Genomic DNA, 16,237 nt, shown 5'->3' with positions numbered 1-16,237 from the left:
TGCGGATGTGGGGGCCGTGTCGAGTGGGCCGAAGCTGAACGACCCGCCGTCGGCTCCCGCTCCGACTCCGAAGCCCGCGGATGTGGGGGCCGTGTCGAGTGGGCCGAAGCTGAACGACCCGCCGTCGGCTCCCGCTCCGACTCCGAAGCCCGCCGATGTGGGGGCCGTGTCAACTGGGCCGAAGCTGAACGATCCGTTGCCGACCCCGGCTCCGGTGCCGAAGCCTGCGGATGTGCCGCCGGTGTCCAGTGGGCCGAAGCTGGACGATGCCGTCACGACTTCGTCCGCCGCACCGAAGCCTGCTGACCCACCGCCCTCGCCGGTGTCGGGTGGGCCGAAGCTCAACGATCCCGCTCCGGCGCCCAAGCCTGCGGATGTGCAGCCGGTGCCCGTGCCGCCGAAGCTGGACACCTCCGCCACGGCTTCGCCGAAGCCAACCGACAACGCGCCCGGTTCGCCGAAGCCGACGGACAACGCGCCTGGTTCGTCAAAGCCCACGGATCAGTCCCAGCCCGGCGGTTCGAACCAGTCAGGCAACAACCAGCCCGGCAACAACCAAGCGGGCAACAACCAGCCGGGCACCAACAACCAGCCCGGCGACAACACACCGGGCGGCAACCAGTCGACCCCGGATCCCACGCACCACCGGTTGTCCGAGCAGATGTCGCAGGCCATCAAGAACGAGCTGGCCAAGATCGAGGGCGTCACGCCCGAGACGCTGGCCAAGTTCGACAAGATCAGCAACTTCTCGGTCGCCCAGCTGGGCAAGCTGTTCGGCGAAGAGGGCGCCGCGAAGTTCGAGCAGGCCATCAAGTACATGACGGACCCGTGGTTCGGCTACCGCGGCCTGGCAGGCAAGACGATCATCGACATGATCAAGGGCGTCCCGACGAGCGTCGGCAACGTCACCGGCGGCGACGACGACTGACCGGCAGCCCCGCGCTCCGCACCCGGCTCACCGCGGGGCTCATCGCGGGGCTCACCGCTTCGGCCAGTGCCAGGCGGGCCGGTCCAGCCTGCCCTGCCCGGCGAGGACCGTCGCGCCGAACTCCTTTTCCAGCTCCAGCACCGCGGCCTCCGGCGCGATCGCCGACAACGCGTGCACCAGCGGCCGCGCGTGCGACACCACGATGAGCTGCGTGCGTGCCTTGGCGATCAGCGCGGCCAGCGCAGGCAACAGGTCCGGGTGCAGGCTCGTCTCGGGTTCGTTCAGCACCAGCAGTTCCGGCGGCCGGGGACTCAGCAACGCCGCCACCCACAACAGGTAGCGCAACGTCCCGTCCGACAACTCCGCCGCCCCCAGCGGGCGCAGCAACCCGTGCTGGTGGAACCGCAGCCGCAGCAACCCGTCGACCGCCTCGACCTCCACTCGCGACCGCGGGAACGCGTCGGACACCGCCTCGGCCAGGGCTTCGTCGTCGCCGAACTCCTGGATCGTCCGCAGCGCCGCGGCCAGGTCACCGCCGTCGTGGTCGAGCACCGGCGTGCGGGTGCCGATCCGGTCCTGCCGCGCGGGCGCGCCGGCGTCGGTGCGGAACTGGTCGTAGAACCGCCACGACCGCAGCCGTTCCCGCACCACCAGCAGCTCCGGGCAGGCCCACGGATCGGCGAGTTCGCTCAGCATGCTGTCGGTCAGTCCGATGCGCGAACTCGCCGCCCACGCGCCCGAGTCGTCCCGCACGCGCACCGCCGGACCCGCCCGGTCGGCGAGCAACGCCGACGGCCGCAGCACCGGCCCGCGCCACAGACACTCCCGTTTGAACTCCGGGTCGAGGTTGAACAGGGTGGGCCGCAGCGGATCCTTCGACGGCACCGGCAACCCGAAGTCGAGCGCGTAGCCGAATTCGTCGCCGGAGAACCCGAGCCGCAGCCCCACCGCCTTCGTGCGCACCGTCCCCTGCACCGGCGCGCGGCCCTCCCGGACCGCGCGCCCGACCGACTCCGGCCCAGCCCACAAGGTCGACGGCAACCCGCCTTCCCGGGCCAGCGCGGCGACCGCGCCGTTCCGCCCGGCATCGGCGAGCAAGCGCAGCGCGCGGTACAGGTTGGACTTCCCGGTGCCGTTGACGCCGGTGACGACCGTCAGCCGGGACAACGGCAGCACCAGGTCCCGCAACGAGCGGTAGTTCTCGACGGCGAGGGTGGTCAGCACACCCCGACGCTACCCACGCGCACGCACGTGCGGCGGGATCGGCGCACCGGCAGGCATGTACGCGGCCGGGATGGGCTCGCCGAAGGTGGTCTGGACCGGCACGACCCCGGCCCAGATCTCGTGGCTGTCCATGTCCTCCGGGTCGTCGATCGGTTCGCCGGCGCGGATCTTCACTGACGCCTCCGCGAGATCCAGCGCCAGCACCGAAACCGACGCCAGCTCCTTCGCGTTCACCGCCCGCGCGTGGTCCCACGAGCCCGGCGTGAGGTGCTCGGTCACGACGTGCAGCCCGTGCATCTTCTCCTCGCCCGTCACCAGCCGCGCGGTTCCGTGCACCACCGCGCTGCGGTAGTTCATCGAGTGGTTGTTGAGCGAGCGCGCGTAGACCAGACCGTCGAGCAGCGTGACCGTGACGCAGACGTCGATGCCGGTGGCCGCCGCGCGCAGGTTCCCGGCGCCCGTCGAGCCGTGGAAGTACAGGGTGTCGCCGTCGCGGCCGTAGCCGGTGGGCAGCACGACGGGGGAGCCGTTCAGCACGAGACCGAGGTGGCAGATCAGGCCGTCGTCGAGCACCTCGTACAGGCGCTCGCGATCGGTGGCCGCGCGGTCCTTCTTGCGGGTCAGAGTGCTGCGCGGGGTCGGCGAGAGCGTGGTCATGACTTCAGTGTCGAGCGTATAGTGGACTCCTGGTAGATCCACATTCGAGGAAAAACGAAAGGCCACTTCTGGTGTCCCAGCCCGCGACCGCGCTGCCCGTCACCCTCGACCGCGAGGCCGCGACGCCGCTGGCCGTGCAGCTCGCCGACGCCCTGCGCGAGGCGGCGTCGACCGGTCATCTGCGCGGCGGCGACCGCCTGCCGTCCACCCGGGCCCTCGCCGCGCGGCTGGGCGTCAGCCGCACCGTCACCTCCGCTGCCTACGAGCAACTGCACGCCGAAGGCTGGATCACCGGGCGGCACGGTTCCGGCACCTACGTCACCACCTCACCACCCAGCGACCGGCCCGTCCACCGCGTCGTCCCGGGAGATGTGACGGAACCGGAGGAGCTGCTCGACCTCACCCCGGGCACGCCGTGGGCGGCGGGCATCGACCGGGCCGCGTGGCGCCGGGCCTGGCGCGCCGCCGCCGACACGCCACCGCTGACCAGCGCGCACCGCGCCGGGCTGCCGGAATACCGGGCGGCGATCGCCGAGCACCTGCTGCGCCACCGCGGGCTCGCGGTCGGCACCGATTCGGTGCTGGCGACCGGCGGCACTACGGCCGCGGTGTTCGAGCTCGCCGGGGCCGTCTTCCGCGCCGGGGACACCGTCGCCGTCGAGGAGCCCGGCTACCAGCGAGCGGTGGAGGCGTTCCTGAGCGCGGGGCTCAAGGTGGTCGGCGTGCCGGTCGACGGCGAGGGCCTGCGCACCGACGCGATCCCGGCCGGCGTGCGCGGGGTCTACTGCTCGCCCGCGCACCAGTACCCGATGGGGTCGCGGCTGAACGCGGCCCGCCGGGTGGAACTCGTCGAGCGGGCGCGCGCCGAGAACATGCTCATCATCGAGGACGACTACGACGGCGAGTTGCGGTTCGACGTCGCGCCGCTGCCGCTGCTCGCCGCGCTCGCGCCGGACGTCGTGGTGCACCTCGGCACCACCAGCAAGATCCTCACGCCCACCCTCGGCGCGGGGTGGATGGTCGCGCCGGGCGCGGTCACGTCGTCCGTGCTGGGACACCGCGACCGCACCGGAACGCGCCCGTCCCCCGCGGGCCAGCGGGTGCTCGTCGAACTCGCGCGGCATGGTGACCTGGGCCGTCACCTGCGGAAACTGCGACGCGAGTTGTCCGAGCGGCGGGTGCTGCTGGTGTCGGCGCTGCGGGAAGCCGGAATCCCGGTGCTGGGCGACGACGCGGGTGCGCACCTGGTGGTGCCGTTCCCGTCGCCGGAGGTGGAGCGGGAACGCCTGGCGGCAGGCCGGGTGCGGGGAATCCGCCTGGACGGGCTGGCGCGGCACTTCGCCGGCACGCCGACGGCTTTCGGCGTGGCGATCGGTTACGCGGGCTGTTCGCGGGAGGCGCTCAGCGGCGCGCTGGACACGCTGGTGGGTTTACTGCGCTGATCGGATCGGGGCAAGAGCCCGGTAGGGTGACGGCCCATGAGGAAGACGCGGGTGGCCGTGGTGTTCGGCGGCCGGAGCACCGAGCACACCATCTCGTGCCTGTCGGCGGGCAGCGTGCTGGCGCACCTGGACCGCGACCGCTTCGAGGTCGTGCCCATCGGGATCACCCGCGAGGGCGGCTGGGTGCTGGGCACCGCCGACCCGAAGAGCCTCACCATCCAGAACCGGCAGCTGCCCTCGGTCGACGGCGGCCAGTCGCTGGTGCTGGCCGGCGACCCGACGCGGCGCGAGCTGGTCGTCACCGACCCCGGTGCCGAGGCGCTCGGCGGGGTCGACGTCGTCTTCCCCGTGCTGCACGGCGCTTTCGGCGAGGACGGCACGCTGCAGGGGCTGCTGGAGATGGCCGGGATCCCGTACGTGGGGCCGGGCGTGCTCGCCAGCGCCGCCGCGATGGACAAGGGCTACGCGAAGAAGCTGCTCGCCGCGGAGGGGCTGCCGGTCGGCCGCTACGTGGAGCTGCGCCGTGGTCAGTCCACTCTGGACGAAGCTGACCGGGAGCGGCTGGGGTTGCCGGTGTTCGTGAAGCCGTCGCGGGCCGGGTCGTCGATCGGCATCAGCAAGGTGACCGACTGGGCCGACCTGGACGCGGCGATCGCCCTGGCGCGCGAGACGGACCCGAAGGTGCTGGTCGAGGCGGCCGTGCCCGGGCGCGAGGTCGAGTGCGGCGTGCTGGAGTTCCCGGACGGCCGGGTGGAGGCGTCGCTGCCTGCCGAGGTGCGCGTGCTCTCCGACGACGAGTCCGCCTGGTACGACTTCGAGACGAAGTACATCGGCGAGGACGCGGAGCTGGACATCCCCGCCAAGCTGGACGATTCGGTCACCGAGAAGCTGCGCGCGCAGGCGGTGAAGGCGTTCGAGGCGCTGGACTGCCAGGGCCTGGCGCGGGTGGACTTCTTCGTGGGCCCGAACGGCGATCTGACGGTGAACGAGGTCAACACCATGCCCGGCTTCACGTCGACCTCGGCGTACCCGAAGATGTGGCAGGTCACCGGCGTCGACTACCGCACGCTGCTGACGACGCTGATCGACACGGCGCTGGCGCGGGGCACCGGGCTGCGCTGACCCCGCAGCCGGGCCGCGCCCGCGGTCAGCCCGCACGTGCGGCGGCGCCCGTTGCAGAGGACCGGCGGCCGGTCAGCGGAACGGCCAGGGCAGCGCCTCGCGCGGGAGCGCCGGCTGCGCCGCCCTCCAGGGCCGCGCAGTCAGAAGCGCAGCGGCACCGCGGGCAGCGTGGCCGCCACGGTGTCCGAGATCTGCTGCAACGGCCCGGTCCCCGCGGAGTCCGGCACCGTCAGTGCGACGTACACCGCCCGGTCCACCACGTACCACGTCGACGAACCCGGCCCCTCGACCGGCAGCCACTGCACGCCGCTGACCACGCGCAACTGGCTGGTCGGCGTCAGCTCCGGCGGTTTGCCCAGCCCGCAGCGCAACACGATCGACTCCGGCGACCCCCACGCGACCGTCGCCTCCGGGGCGGGCTCCGCGATCGTCCGGCGCGGCAGCGCGGTGCCCTTCGAGTCCAGCTGCGCGGGCATCGCCGGGATCAGCTGCGCGCACTCGGCCGAACCGGCCTGCGGCGCGTCCACCGGCACGAGCGCCAGCGGGCCCTCGCCGTCGCCGGAATCGCGCATCATCAGCCCGATGACCGCGACCCCGGCGGCCAGCACGACCACCAGCACGGCCGCGACCACGAGCCGCGCCCGCGGCGGAGCCCCGGTCTCGGTGTCCGCCATCGCTTACAGGTGCACCACGGGGCAGGTCAGCGTGCGGGTGATGCCCTCGACGCCCTGCACCTTCGCGACCACGAGCTGCCCGAGCTGGTCGACGTTGTCCGCCTCGGCGCGGACGATGACGTCGTAGGGACCGGTCACATCCTCGGAACTGGTGACGCCGGGGATCCCGGCGATCTCCGCGGCGACCGCGGCGGCCTTGCCGACTTCGGTCTGGATGAGGATGTATGCGTGGACCACGGCGCGCCCCTTCGTCTCCGGCGTCTAACTCAAGGTAGGAACGTGGTCAGAACCTACCGCACGGACCACGAATCTAGGTCATCCGACTATCGAGCGACCGAGGTGACGCATGTCAACCCACCAGGCATCCGACTCCGGCACGGTCGCCGGAATGGGTGAGTTCGGCCTCATCCGCGCCGTCACCGAGAACCGAAGACAACCCGCACCCACCCTCCTCGGCCCCGGCGACGACGCCGCCGTCGTCGCCTCGCCGGACGGCCGGGTCGTCGCCACCACCGACGTCCTGGTGCAGGGCGTGCACTTCCGGCTGGACTGGTCCACTCCGGACCAGGTCGGGCGCAAGGCGGTCGCGGAGAACTTCGCCGACGTGGCCGCGATGGGCGCGGTGCCCACAGCCGTCCTCGTCGGGCTCGCCTGCCCGCCGGACACGCCCGCGAAGGTGGTCCGGGAACTCAGCGACGGCTTGTGGGCGGAAGCACAACGCGCCGGGGCGGGGGTCGTCGGCGGCGACATGGTGCGCGCGGACCAGCTGGTGGTGAGCATCACCGCCCTGGGCGACCTGCAGGGACGGGAACCGGTGACGCGGTCCGGCGCGCGGCCGGGTGACATCGTCGCGGTGTCCGGGCGGCTCGGCTGGGCCGCGGCCGGCCTGGCCACCCTCGGCCGCGGGTTCCGCTCCCCGGTCGCGGTCGTCAACGCCCAGCGCGCGCCGGAACCGGACTACGCCGCCGGGCCCGCGGCCGCGATCGCCGGCGCCACGGCGATGATCGACGTCTCCGACGGCCTGCTCGCCGACCTCGGGCATATCGCCGAGGCGTCGGGCGTCGGCATCGACGTCCGGACCGAGCACCTGGAGGTCGACCGGAAACTCGTCGACGTCGGCACCGCGCTGGGCGCGGACCCGCTGACCTGGGTGCTGACCGGCGGCGAGGACCACGCGCTGGTCGCGACGTTCCCGTCGTTCGCCGACCTGCCCGAAGGCTGGCGGCGGATCGGCGCGGTCACGATGGCGGACTCGGGCGTGACGGTCGACGGTGAGGAGTACCACGGCGAAAGTGGCTGGGAGCACTGGCGCTGAGCCCGTTACGGTGACCCGTTGTGGACCTTCGCGTGGTTGCCTACGACGATCCGGACGCGGTCAAGCTGATCGCCGCCGTGCAGCAGGAGTACGTCGTGCGCTACGGCGAGACGGACGCCACCCCGGTCGATCCGGCCGAGTTCGCGCCGCCGCTGGGGTTGTTCGTCGTCGCTTACCTGGACGGGGAGCCGGTCGCCTGCGGTGGCTGGCGCGTCCGCGGTGACGACGAGGCCGAGCTGAAGCGGATGTACGTCGCGGACGCCGCGCGGGGCAAGGGTTTCGCGCGTGCCGTGCTGGCGGAGCTGGAGCGGACGGCGCTCGCCGCGGGGCGCAGGCGGCTGGTGCTGGAGACCGGGCTGAAGCAGCCGGAGGCGATCGCGTTGTACCGGTCGTCGGGCTACACGGACGTGCCGGCGTTCGGCCACTACCGGGACGATCCGCTCTCGGTGTACCTGGGCAAGGACTTGGAGGGTTCGCGTGGCGATCTACGCGCTCGGTGAGCTGACCCCGTCGATCCACCCCACGGCGTTCGTGCACCCGGACGCCACGGTGATCGGCGACGTGCGGATCGGGCCGAACGCGTCGGTGTGGCCGCAGACCGTGCTGCGCGGCGACAACGGCTACATCGAGATCGGCGAGCGGTCCAACGTGCAGGACGGGTGCGTGCTGCACTGCACCGCCCAGGACCCGACGGTCCTCGGCCCGTCGTCGGCGATCGGGCACGCGGTGCACGTCGAGGGCGCGCGGATCGGCAGCGGGTGCCTGATCGCGTCGGGTTCGGTGGTACTCAACGGAAGCGTCATCGAGGACGGCGCGATGGTCGGCGCCGGGGCGGTGCTGTCGTACTCGTCGCACGTGCCGTCCGGGCACATCGCGCTCGGCGTGCCCGCCAAGGTGCGGGAGAACAAGTCCTTCGGGCCGGAGAAGATCCAGCGCGTGGTGGACGGCTACGTCGAGCGGGCGCAGTGGTTCCGCGGCGCGCTGCGGAGAATCGACTAGGGCGGCGCACGACGGCGCGGCCCGGCAGCACGGGAGCCGCAGGTGCGAGCGGGGCTGTGGCTTGCCCTGCGACGGCTGGGTGGGGAGCTTCGAGCGCTTCGCCCAGGGCCGTCGCCGTCCGTGCGGTCGTCGTTTCTGGGAGGCGCGGCCCGACAGCACAGGAGCCGCGGCTGCCTCGGCCCGCGGCTGCCACGCAAGGGCAGCGCCGCGTCTGCGGCTAGGGCAGCTTCCAGTCGACCGGCTCGGCGCCCTGCCGCTGCAGCAGTTCGTTCGCGCGGCTGAACGGCTTCGAGCCGAAGAAGCCGTTGCGCGCGGACAGCGGGCTCGGGTGCACCGACTCGATGCACGGCACTCCGCCGAGCAGCGGCTTCAGGCTGCGCGCGTTGCTGCCCCACAGGATCGCCACCATCGGCTTGCCGCGGGCGGCCAGCGCCTTGATCGCCTGCTCGGTGACCTCTTCCCAGCCCTTGCCCTTGTGCGAGTTGGGCGAACCGGGCCGCACGGTCAGCGACCTGTTGAGCAGCAGCACGCCCTGCTCGGTCCACGGCGTCAGGTCACCGTTGGACGGCGTGGGGTAGCCCAGGTCGTCGCAGTACTCCTGGTAGATGTTGATCAGGCTTTTCGGCAGCGGCCGCACGTCCGGGGCCACCGCGAAGCACAGGCCGATCGGGTGGCCGGGCGTCGGGTACGGGTCCTGGCCGACGATCAGCACCTTGACGTCGTCGAAGGGCTGCTGGAAGGCCCGCAGCACGTGCTCGCCGGCGGGCAGGTACCGGCGGCCGGCGGCGATCTCCGCACGCAGGAACTCGCCCATCGCGGCGATGCGGTCCGCCACCGGGTCCAGCGCCTTGGCCCATCCCGCTTCGACGATCTCGTGCAAGGGTTTCGCTGCCACGGCGGCGTACTTTAGCGGCACCCCGGGGGTCCAGGGGGCTTGCCCCCGGCGGGGGTGCGGGGGTTCGCCTCCCGAAAGACACCGAGGCGCGAAAAAACGGCGAGCGCTCTCCGCGAGCACTCGCCGTCCCGGGCTTCGCGCCTCAGCCGCGAACGACCTTGCCGGCCTTCAGGCACGAGGTGCAGACGTTCAGCCGCTTGCGCTGGGACACGCCGATCTTGGCGTGCACAGTCTGGATGTTCGGGTTCCAGCGGCGGTTGGTACGCCGGTGGGAGTGCGAGACGGACTTGCCGAAGCCCGGTCCCTTGCCACAGACGTCGCACACGGCAGCCACGTCGAACTCCTTTGACGATCAGGGAAGACAAAACACGCCCGGCGCGGGCCGGACACTCGGACCATAGTAAACGACGGCTGTTCGCCGTCCCGCGACCGGGTCGCTACCCTGGCCTGACCAGGGAGGAGGTCGGCGGTGCGGGCTCTGGACGAGCATGCCATCACAGCGTGGGCGGCGGCCTGCGTGCACAGCCTGGAAGTGCTGTGCCCGGCCATCAACGGCATCAACGTCTACCCGGTCGCCGACTCCGACACCGGCTCCAACCTGCTGCACACGATGTCCGGCGCACACGCCCGCCTGACGGCCGAACCGGACACGGACAGTGCGGCCAAGGCACTCTCCGTGCTCGCCCGTGGCGCCGTCCTCGCCGCGCGCGGCAACTCCGGCGTCATCCTCTCCCAGGTCCTCCGCGGGCTCGCCGAAACCGCGGGCACCGTCCCGGAGCTGGACGGGCCGTCACTGGCGAAGGCCTTCGCGAACGCGCACCGCGCGGCCACCGACGCCGTCGCGCGCCCGGTGCAGGGCACGATGCTCAGCGTCCTGCAGGCCGTGGCCCAGGCGGTCACGGACCCCGGCGACCTCACCGACGTCGTGGCGATCGCCGCGAAGGCCGCCTCCGAAGCCCTCGAACAGACTCCGCACCAGCTGCCGGTCCTGGCCGCGGCCGGGGTCGTGGACGCGGGCGCACGCGGGCTCGTCGCGGTCTTCGACGCGCTGGCCGGCGTGGTCACCGGCACCGAGACCCAGATCTCGCACTCCTGCGAGGCCCACGCCCACACCGAACCGGACGCCGAGCAGGCCCCGTACGCCTGGGAGGTCATGTACCTGCTGGAAGGCGTCGCCGACGCGGACGTCCCGGTCCTGCGCCGCACGCTGTCCGGCCTCGGCGACAGCGTCACCGTGGCCGGGGACGGCAGCGGGGCACACGCGGTCCACGTGCACTGCGCGGACATCGGCGCCGCCATCGAGGCCGGTCTCCGCGCCGGCCGCCCCAGCGGCATCCGCGTCGAACCGCTCATCACGCCGACCCCGATCGAGCCGCCGTCCGGGCCGGACCGCGCGGTGGTCGCGGTCGTGCACGGCGAGGAGCTGGCGGAGCTGCTGCGCGAGGAGGGCTTCGCGGTGCTCGCGGTGCCGGACCACGCCACCCCGAGCGTCGAGGAGATGCTCGGCCTGATCACCGAGCGCGCGGCCGGTCACATCACCGTCCTCGCCGGCGGGGAGAGCCTGACCAGGGCCGCCGACGACGCCGCCGGCCACCCGATGATCGGCGACCGGGACGTGGTGGTCATCCCGTGCGCGTCCCCGGTCCAGGTGCTGTCCGCGCTGGCCGTGCACGACGCCGGGCGCCGCGCGAACGACGACGTCGTGGCCATGGCCGAGGCCGCCGCGGCGACCCGGCGTGGCGAGCTCGTGGTCGCCGCCGAGGAGTCGATAACCTGGGTGGGACGGGCCCACGCCGGTGACCTGATCGGCTTCGTCGACGGCGAGGTCGTGCTCGTCGAACCGGCAGGCGCCGAGCCGGCCGAGGCCGCGATGGGCGTGCTGAACCGGATGCTGGCCGTCGGCGGCGAGCTGGTCACCGTGCTGACCGGCACCGCGGCGCCGTCCGGTCTGACCGGCGAGCTGCGGGAGCGGTTGCGGGCCGAGCGACCGGAGGTGGAGTTCGTGGATTACCCCGGCGGCCAGGCCGATGCCGTGCTGCTGATCGGTGTGGAGTGAACGCGTGACCGGACTGCGTGAGAAGCTGCCCCCGCTGCTGGGCGCCAAGACCGCGAAGGCGCTCGCCGAGTCGCTGGACATCCACACCGTCGCCGACCTGCTGCGGCACTACCCGCGCCGCTACGCCGAACGCGGCGAGCTGACGAACATCGCCGGCCTGGAGATCGGCGAGCACGCGACCGTGATGGCGCGCGTCGAGAAGGTCAACCTGCGCCGCATGCGCAACAAGCCGGGGCACATCCTGGAGCTGGTCATCACCGACGGCCAGCGACGGCTGTCGTGCGCGTTCTTCGGCCGCCCGCACCAGCACGAGCGGCAGCTGCGGCTGGGTCGCACCGGGTTGTTCGCGGGCAAGGTCACCGCGTTCCGCAACACGCTGCAGCTGGCCAACCCCGAGTACCAGATGCTCGACGGCGACGACGACAGCGCGATGGACGACTTCGTCGGCGCGATCATCCCGGTCTACCCGGCGGCGGCCGGGATGCCGTCGTGGTCGATCGCGCGGTGCGTCCGCCAGGTGCTCGACACGCTGGAACGCGAAGAGGACCCGATGCCGCGCGAGCTGCTCGACAGCCGCGGCCTGATGGACCTGTTCGACGCGCTGCACAACATCCACCGCCCCAAGGACCACGACGCGCTGGAGGCCGCGCGGGAGCGGCTGAAGTGGGACGAGGCCATGGCGGTGCAGCTGATCTTCGCGCAGCGCCGGTTCTCCGCGGTGTCGCGGCCGGCGCCCGCCTGCGCGCGCACGAAGGACGGCCTGCTCGACGCCTTCGACCAACGGCTGCCGTTCGAGCTGACCGAAGGCCAGCGCGCGGTGGGCGAGGACATCGCCGCCGACCTGTCCGGCGAGCACCCGATGAACCGGTTGCTGCAGGGCGAGGTCGGCAGCGGCAAGACGGTCGTGGCGCTGCGGGCGATGCTGCAGGTGGTCGACTCCGGTCGCCAGGCCGCGATGCTCGCGCCCACCGAGGTGCTCGCCGCGCAGCACGCCCGGTCGCTGCGCGAGATGCTCGGCGACCTCGGCCAGGCCGGGGAGCTCGGCGCCGCGGAGAACGCGACGAAGGTGACGCTGCTGACCGGGTCGATGTCGACGAAGGAACGCAAGCAGGCGCTGCTGGACACCGCGAGCGGCGCGGCCGGGATCGTCGTCGGCACGCACGCGCTGATCCAGGACACGGTGTCGTTCGCCGACCTCGGGCTCGTGGTGGTCGACGAGCAGCACCGGTTCGGCGTCGAGCAGCGGGACGCGTTGCGTTCCCGCGCGGCCAACGGCGGCAGCCCGCACGTGCTGGTCATGACCGCCACGCCGATCCCGCGCACGGTCGCGATGACGGTGTACGGCGACCTGGAGACCTCCGCGCTGCGGCACATGCCGGTCGGCCGGTCGCCGATCAAGACGAGCGTCGTGCCGGTGGCGGAGAAGCCGGCGTGGCTGGACCGCGCCTGGCAGCGGCTGGTCGAGGAGGTCCGCAAGGGACACCAGGCCTACGTGGTGTGCCCGCGGATCGGCGACGAGCCCGCGTCGAACAACAGCGACCGCCGCCCGCCGCTGGCGGTGCTCGACGTCGCCGCCGAGCTGGAGAACGGTCCGCTGTCGGAGCTGCGGCTCGGGATCCTGCACGGCCGGATGCCGCCCGACGAGAAGGACGCCGTGATGCGCGCGTTCGCCGCGGGCAAGCTGGACGTGCTGGTCGCCACCACGGTGATCGAGGTCGGCGTGAACGTCCCGAACGCGACGATGATGGTGATCATGGACGCCGACCGGTTCGGGGTCAGCCAGCTGCACCAGCTGCGCGGCCGGGTGGGCCGGGGCAGCGTGCCCGGGTTGTGCCTGCTGGTCACCGAGACGCTGGACGGCACTGCGACGCGGGAGCGGCTGGCCGCGGTGGAGTCCACAACGGACGGCTTCGAACTGTCCCGGTTGGACCTGGAGCTGCGGCGCGAGGGCGACATCCTGGGCGCGGCCCAGTCCGGCAAGCGGTCCGGGCTGAAGCTGCTGTCGCTGCTGCGGGACGAGGACGTGATCGCGGCCGCGCGGGAGCGGGCGCAGGAGATCGTGGGCGGCGACCCCGCGCTGGAGCGGCATCCCGGGCTGGCGCACATGGTGTCCGACCTGGTGGACTCCGAGCGCGCGGAGTACCTGGAGAAGACCTGACGCACGATCGGGCGACGGCCCGAGTTGTGCCTGATCCACAGCGGAGCAACGCTGAGGCGTGCTCAAGACTGGATTACGCGCGGTCATCGGTTCGGCACTGCTCGTCCTCGCCGCCGTGGCGCCGGCTTCGGCCGCGCCCGGCGCGCAGCAGAACCCGCCGAGCTGGGCCCTGGACCGGATCGACCAGCGCGACAAGGCCGTTGACCAGACGTACCACTACGACAGCACCGGCGAGGGCGTCACGGTGTACGTGATCGACACCGGTGTCGACGCGGCGCTGCCCGACCTGGCCGGGCGGGTCGACCCGGGCAAGGACTTCGTGGGCGGCACCGACAACCCGGCCGACGGCAACGGCGACGGCACGCGGATGGCCGGGATCGTGGCGGGCAAGGAGTTCGGCGTCGCGAAGGCCGCGCGGATCGTGCCGGTCAAGGTGCTCGACGACAAGGGCAACGGGCGGCTGAACAACATCATCTCGGGCATCGACTGGGTCACCCAGAACGCGAAGCAGCCGGCGGTCGCGGTGATCGGTTTCGGCGGCCCGGCGTCCGACGGACTGGACAACGCGGTGCGGCGGTTGATCGGCGTGATGCCGGTGGTCGCGGCGGCGGGCTGGTCGGGAGTGGACTCGTCGTTCTCGTCCCCGGCACGGATCCCGGAGCTGCTGACCGTCGGCGCGGTCGACCGGACGGACGCCTTCGCGCCGAAGTCCAACTTCGGGCTGGGGGTCGACCTGCTCGCGCCCGGGGTGGACGTCCCGTCGACGGCGCCCGGCAGCACTTCGGCCACGCCGTTCTCCGGCACCTCGATGGCCGCGGCGTTCGTCGCCGGCGCGGCCGCGCTCTACCGGGAAAAACACCCCGACGACACGCCCGAGCAGGTCGTGAACGCGCTGATCAACAACTCCACGCCGGACGTGCTGACGGGCCTGCCGCAGGGCACCCCGAACCGGCTGCTGTACACGCGGTTCGAGGATCCCGCTCCGGAAAGCTGAGTCACAGGAGTCCGTGGCGTCGGCTGAAGGCGCCGAAATCGCGCCCGGTGCAGGGCAACCTCATCCCGGTTTCGCGGAGGCGTTCGATGAGGTTGCCCGCACCGACTTCGGTGACCTTCCCGGCGCCGCAAGCTCGGGCGAGGAGCCAGAGCGACCCGTGCACGGACAGACCGTAGGCACGGCCGACGCGCACCGCGTCGCGATCGTCTCGGTGATCGCCACGCCGCCGTGTCGTTCCACCGCAGCGAACACACTGGACTCCCCGCGGTTGCGGGGCTCACCGCCGATGCGCCGACACCACTTTGCGAAACACTGCAACTCCTCGATCGTGTCCAGTCGTGCAGGCACGAGCCAGTCCGCCTCGATGGCATCCCGCAAGGCCGGATGGGTGCTCAGACCTTGACGCAGCTCGTCCCGGACGACGTCTGTCGTCCGGCACTCGTCGTCGAGAACGAGGTCGTGCAGGACGTCGAGCCGTTCCGCGAGTGCGAAGTGGCTCAGACAGGTTGCGTCGAAGACGAGCATCGTTCAGGGCGCCAACTCGGCGTCATCACGCGGAGGGAGATCGTCGATGGTGATTTGGCCGTGCAGCAGTTCGACAGCACGATCCGAGGTGATCTGATCGGACCTCCAGGCTTCCATGACCGCGTGCGCGAACGAGGGCGGGACTGTCACGGAGGTGAGATCTGGCTGCGGGGCCCATCCGAGAGCTTCGAGCATTTCGGCGCGTGTCGGCGTGCTCGCGCGCCACCGACGAGCCGTGCTCCCTTCCACGACCTCGGCGTGCTGCGCCTGCCTGATCGCTGTCGACCACGAGGTCCGGTAGCGGGCGGCGAGCTCGATCAGGAACTCGCGAGCCGGTACCTCCTCCCGCGGCCAGCCTTCCCTGACCACCGAGACTGGCAGCAGCAGTTCGGCGGCGAACGCGTCGATCGCGCGTTCCCGGTCCTCCCGGGAGGCCGCAACACCAAGGTCCGTCGAGTACTCGTCACCGAGAACGAGGTGGCCGAGTTCGTGAGCGGCAGTGGCCCGGCGGCGACCGGGATCCGCCGCGCTGTTCACGACCGCCACCGCCAGCCCGTCGTCCGTCAGCGATGCACCATCACCGGTCAGCTCGGTGACGAGCAGGAATTGCCCGGCGCGCTCGCACACTGACATCATCGTGTCGATCGGTCCGACGCCCAGGCCCAGGTGCTTGCGCAACCAGCGTGCGGCTTCCCGCGCAGCGGTTGGTCCGTCCACCTTGCCTGGGAAGGTCAGCGGTTCGAGAGCCGACAGCAATCCGAGGTCAATCAGTTGACGAACTTCCCCCAGCCACTCGAACAGCGCCGCTTCCAGACGCGATTCAGCCCGGCCGGAATTTGTCCCTGTGTCGTCCAGGAGCGGACTGCTGCGCCGGGAAACCACCGCAGGACGTGGATCCAGGAAGTACCCGAGCGGCACGGCGAGGGCTTCGGCGAGACGCGCGACTTCCAGGGCGTCCAAGCGCCGTGCTCCGCGCTCGACCTTCACGACCATCGTACGGTCGAGGCCGATCTCGGCGGCCAGCTCGCCCTGGGACAGCCCAGCGCTCACGCGCGCCTCGCGAACGCGCTCGCCGATTTCGGTCCACTCCACACGCTCATCCTTAGTGCGATTTTCGCACGTGTCAAGCGGGGGTGGTATCTGCCTGGGAGAGCTGAAAGCCGAAATACCCCGTACTTCTGTGCGGCATGCGCACGTCCCGGATGATGTCCATCACCCGGGACAGAACTCCCGACGAGCGGGATCGGC

Annotated in this window: 16 protein-coding genes and 1 pseudogene; 9 read left to right on the top strand and 8 right to left on the bottom strand. The window is 71.9% G+C overall.

Going from position 1 to position 16,237, the window contains the following annotated elements; genetic code table 11:
- Positions 1–928 (top strand): annotated as a pseudogene (locus L2C96_RS13585) (hypothetical protein); the annotation flags it as partial.
- A gap of 51 nt (positions 929–979) precedes the next feature.
- Here the strand turns inward: L2C96_RS13585 and L2C96_RS13580 are convergent.
- Together L2C96_RS13580 and L2C96_RS13575 are read right to left on the bottom strand one after the other, a co-directional pair.
- The gene (locus L2C96_RS13580; RefSeq protein ID WP_237336388.1) at positions 980–2,152 is read right to left on the bottom strand and encodes an AAA family ATPase; all 1,173 of its coding nucleotides are present in this window, start codon (positions 2,150–2,152) and stop codon (positions 980–982) included.
- Between the two features lie 9 nt (positions 2,153–2,161).
- Complete coding sequence (locus L2C96_RS13575; protein WP_020418072.1) at positions 2,162–2,809, bottom strand: pyridoxamine 5'-phosphate oxidase family protein; 648 nt, start codon at positions 2,807–2,809, stop codon at positions 2,162–2,164.
- A 71-nt stretch (positions 2,810–2,880) separates the two neighbouring features.
- On the opposite strand from L2C96_RS13575, the gene pdxR reads away from it, so the two are divergent.
- Both pdxR and L2C96_RS13565 read left to right on the top strand, forming a co-directional pair.
- On the top strand, positions 2,881–4,251 hold the full coding sequence (gene pdxR, locus L2C96_RS13570) for a MocR-like pyridoxine biosynthesis transcription factor PdxR (protein ID WP_237336387.1): 1,371 nt from the start codon (positions 2,881–2,883) through the stop codon (positions 4,249–4,251).
- A 36-nt stretch (positions 4,252–4,287) separates the two neighbouring features.
- The gene (locus L2C96_RS13565; protein WP_237336386.1) at positions 4,288–5,373 is read left to right on the top strand and encodes a D-alanine--D-alanine ligase family protein; all 1,086 of its coding nucleotides are present in this window, start codon (positions 4,288–4,290) and stop codon (positions 5,371–5,373) included.
- A 140-nt stretch (positions 5,374–5,513) separates the two neighbouring features.
- Here the strand turns inward: L2C96_RS13565 and L2C96_RS13560 are convergent, their stop codons facing one another.
- Both L2C96_RS13560 and L2C96_RS13555 read right to left on the bottom strand, forming a co-directional pair.
- Entirely contained in the window at positions 5,514–6,047 is a 534-nt protein-coding gene (locus L2C96_RS13560; protein ID WP_020418075.1) for a DUF3515 domain-containing protein, read from the bottom strand.
- 3 nt (positions 6,048–6,050) lie between these two features.
- A complete protein-coding gene (locus L2C96_RS13555; protein ID WP_017987495.1) occupies positions 6,051–6,284 on the bottom strand; it encodes an Lrp/AsnC ligand binding domain-containing protein in 234 nt (77 codons plus the stop codon).
- Between the two features lie 109 nt (positions 6,285–6,393).
- Between L2C96_RS13555 and L2C96_RS13550 the strand changes: the two genes are divergently transcribed.
- The 3 genes from L2C96_RS13550 to L2C96_RS13540 are packed head-to-tail and all read left to right on the top strand — an operon-like array spanning position 6,394 to position 8,361.
- Complete coding sequence (locus L2C96_RS13550) at positions 6,394–7,362, top strand: thiamine-phosphate kinase (protein WP_237336385.1); 969 nt, start codon at positions 6,394–6,396, stop codon at positions 7,360–7,362.
- A gap of 20 nt (positions 7,363–7,382) precedes the next feature.
- Positions 7,383–7,862, top strand: a complete 480-nt coding sequence (locus tag L2C96_RS13545) for a GNAT family N-acetyltransferase (protein ID WP_237336384.1) — start codon at positions 7,383–7,385, stop codon at positions 7,860–7,862.
- Positions 7,840–8,361, top strand: a complete 522-nt coding sequence (locus L2C96_RS13540; RefSeq protein WP_017987498.1) for a gamma carbonic anhydrase family protein — start codon at positions 7,840–7,842, stop codon at positions 8,359–8,361. The genes L2C96_RS13545 and L2C96_RS13540 overlap by 23 nt, the downstream gene beginning before the upstream one ends.
- Before the next feature lie 217 nt (positions 8,362–8,578).
- Here L2C96_RS13540 and L2C96_RS13535 read toward each other — a convergent pair whose 3' ends face one another.
- Together L2C96_RS13535 and rpmB are read right to left on the bottom strand one after the other, a co-directional pair.
- Positions 8,579–9,256 (bottom strand): uracil-DNA glycosylase, encoded by a 678-nt coding sequence (locus tag L2C96_RS13535; protein WP_027931876.1) that lies wholly within the window; start codon positions 9,254–9,256, stop codon positions 8,579–8,581.
- A 142-nt stretch (positions 9,257–9,398) separates the two neighbouring features.
- On the bottom strand, positions 9,399–9,590 hold the full coding sequence (rpmB, locus tag L2C96_RS13530; RefSeq protein ID WP_017987500.1) for a 50S ribosomal protein L28: 192 nt from the start codon (positions 9,588–9,590) through the stop codon (positions 9,399–9,401).
- Between the two features lie 135 nt (positions 9,591–9,725).
- Between rpmB and L2C96_RS13525 the strand changes: the two genes are divergently transcribed.
- Genes L2C96_RS13525 through L2C96_RS13515 form a run of 3 tightly spaced genes read left to right on the top strand, consistent with a single transcriptional unit; the run spans position 9,726 to position 14,464 of the window.
- Positions 9,726–11,312, top strand: coding sequence for a DAK2 domain-containing protein (locus L2C96_RS13525; protein ID WP_237336383.1), 1,587 nt, complete (start codon positions 9,726–9,728; stop codon positions 11,310–11,312).
- Positions 11,313–11,316: 4 nt separating this feature from the next.
- Positions 11,317–13,470, top strand: coding sequence for an ATP-dependent DNA helicase RecG (gene recG / locus L2C96_RS13520; protein WP_237336382.1), 2,154 nt, complete (start codon positions 11,317–11,319; stop codon positions 13,468–13,470).
- Positions 13,471–13,528: 58 nt separating this feature from the next.
- A complete protein-coding gene (locus tag L2C96_RS13515) occupies positions 13,529–14,464 on the top strand; it encodes a S8 family peptidase (protein ID WP_237336381.1) in 936 nt (311 codons plus the stop codon).
- Between the two features lies 1 nt (position 14,465).
- On the opposite strand, the gene L2C96_RS45550 is transcribed toward L2C96_RS13515, so the two are convergent.
- Positions 14,466–14,627: a hypothetical protein gene (locus tag L2C96_RS45550; RefSeq protein WP_504903388.1), complete on the bottom strand. Its 162-nt coding sequence runs from the start codon at positions 14,625–14,627 to the stop codon at positions 14,466–14,468.
- A gap of 365 nt (positions 14,628–14,992) precedes the next feature.
- Positions 14,993–16,081: a helix-turn-helix domain-containing protein gene (locus tag L2C96_RS45060; RefSeq protein WP_237336379.1), complete on the bottom strand. Its 1,089-nt coding sequence runs from the start codon at positions 16,079–16,081 to the stop codon at positions 14,993–14,995.
- Between the last annotated feature and the right edge of the window lie 156 nt (positions 16,082–16,237).

Source organism: Amycolatopsis tucumanensis (genome assembly GCF_021654135.1).
Classification (GTDB): Bacteria; Actinomycetota; Actinomycetes; order Mycobacteriales; family Pseudonocardiaceae; genus Amycolatopsis_E; species Amycolatopsis_E tucumanensis.
The sequence above is the reverse complement of the archived record's forward strand: the minus strand, read 5'-3'. Positions and strand labels throughout refer to the sequence as shown.

What these genes read in the sequence shown, in the direction of transcription:
- L2C96_RS13550 (WP_237336385.1), top strand. Translation starts at nt 6,394, where the DNA reads ATGTCAACCCACCAGGCATCCGACTCCGGCACGGTCGCCGGAATGGGT.
- L2C96_RS13565 (WP_237336386.1), top strand. Translation starts at nt 4,288, where the DNA reads ATGAGGAAGACGCGGGTGGCCGTGGTGTTCGGCGGCCGGAGCACCGAG.
- L2C96_RS13560 (WP_020418075.1), bottom strand. Translation starts at nt 6,047, where the DNA reads ATGGCGGACACCGAGACCGGGGCTCCGCCGCGGGCGCGGCTCGTGGTC.
- L2C96_RS13575 (WP_020418072.1), bottom strand. Translation starts at nt 2,809, where the DNA reads ATGACCACGCTCTCGCCGACCCCGCGCAGCACTCTGACCCGCAAGAAG.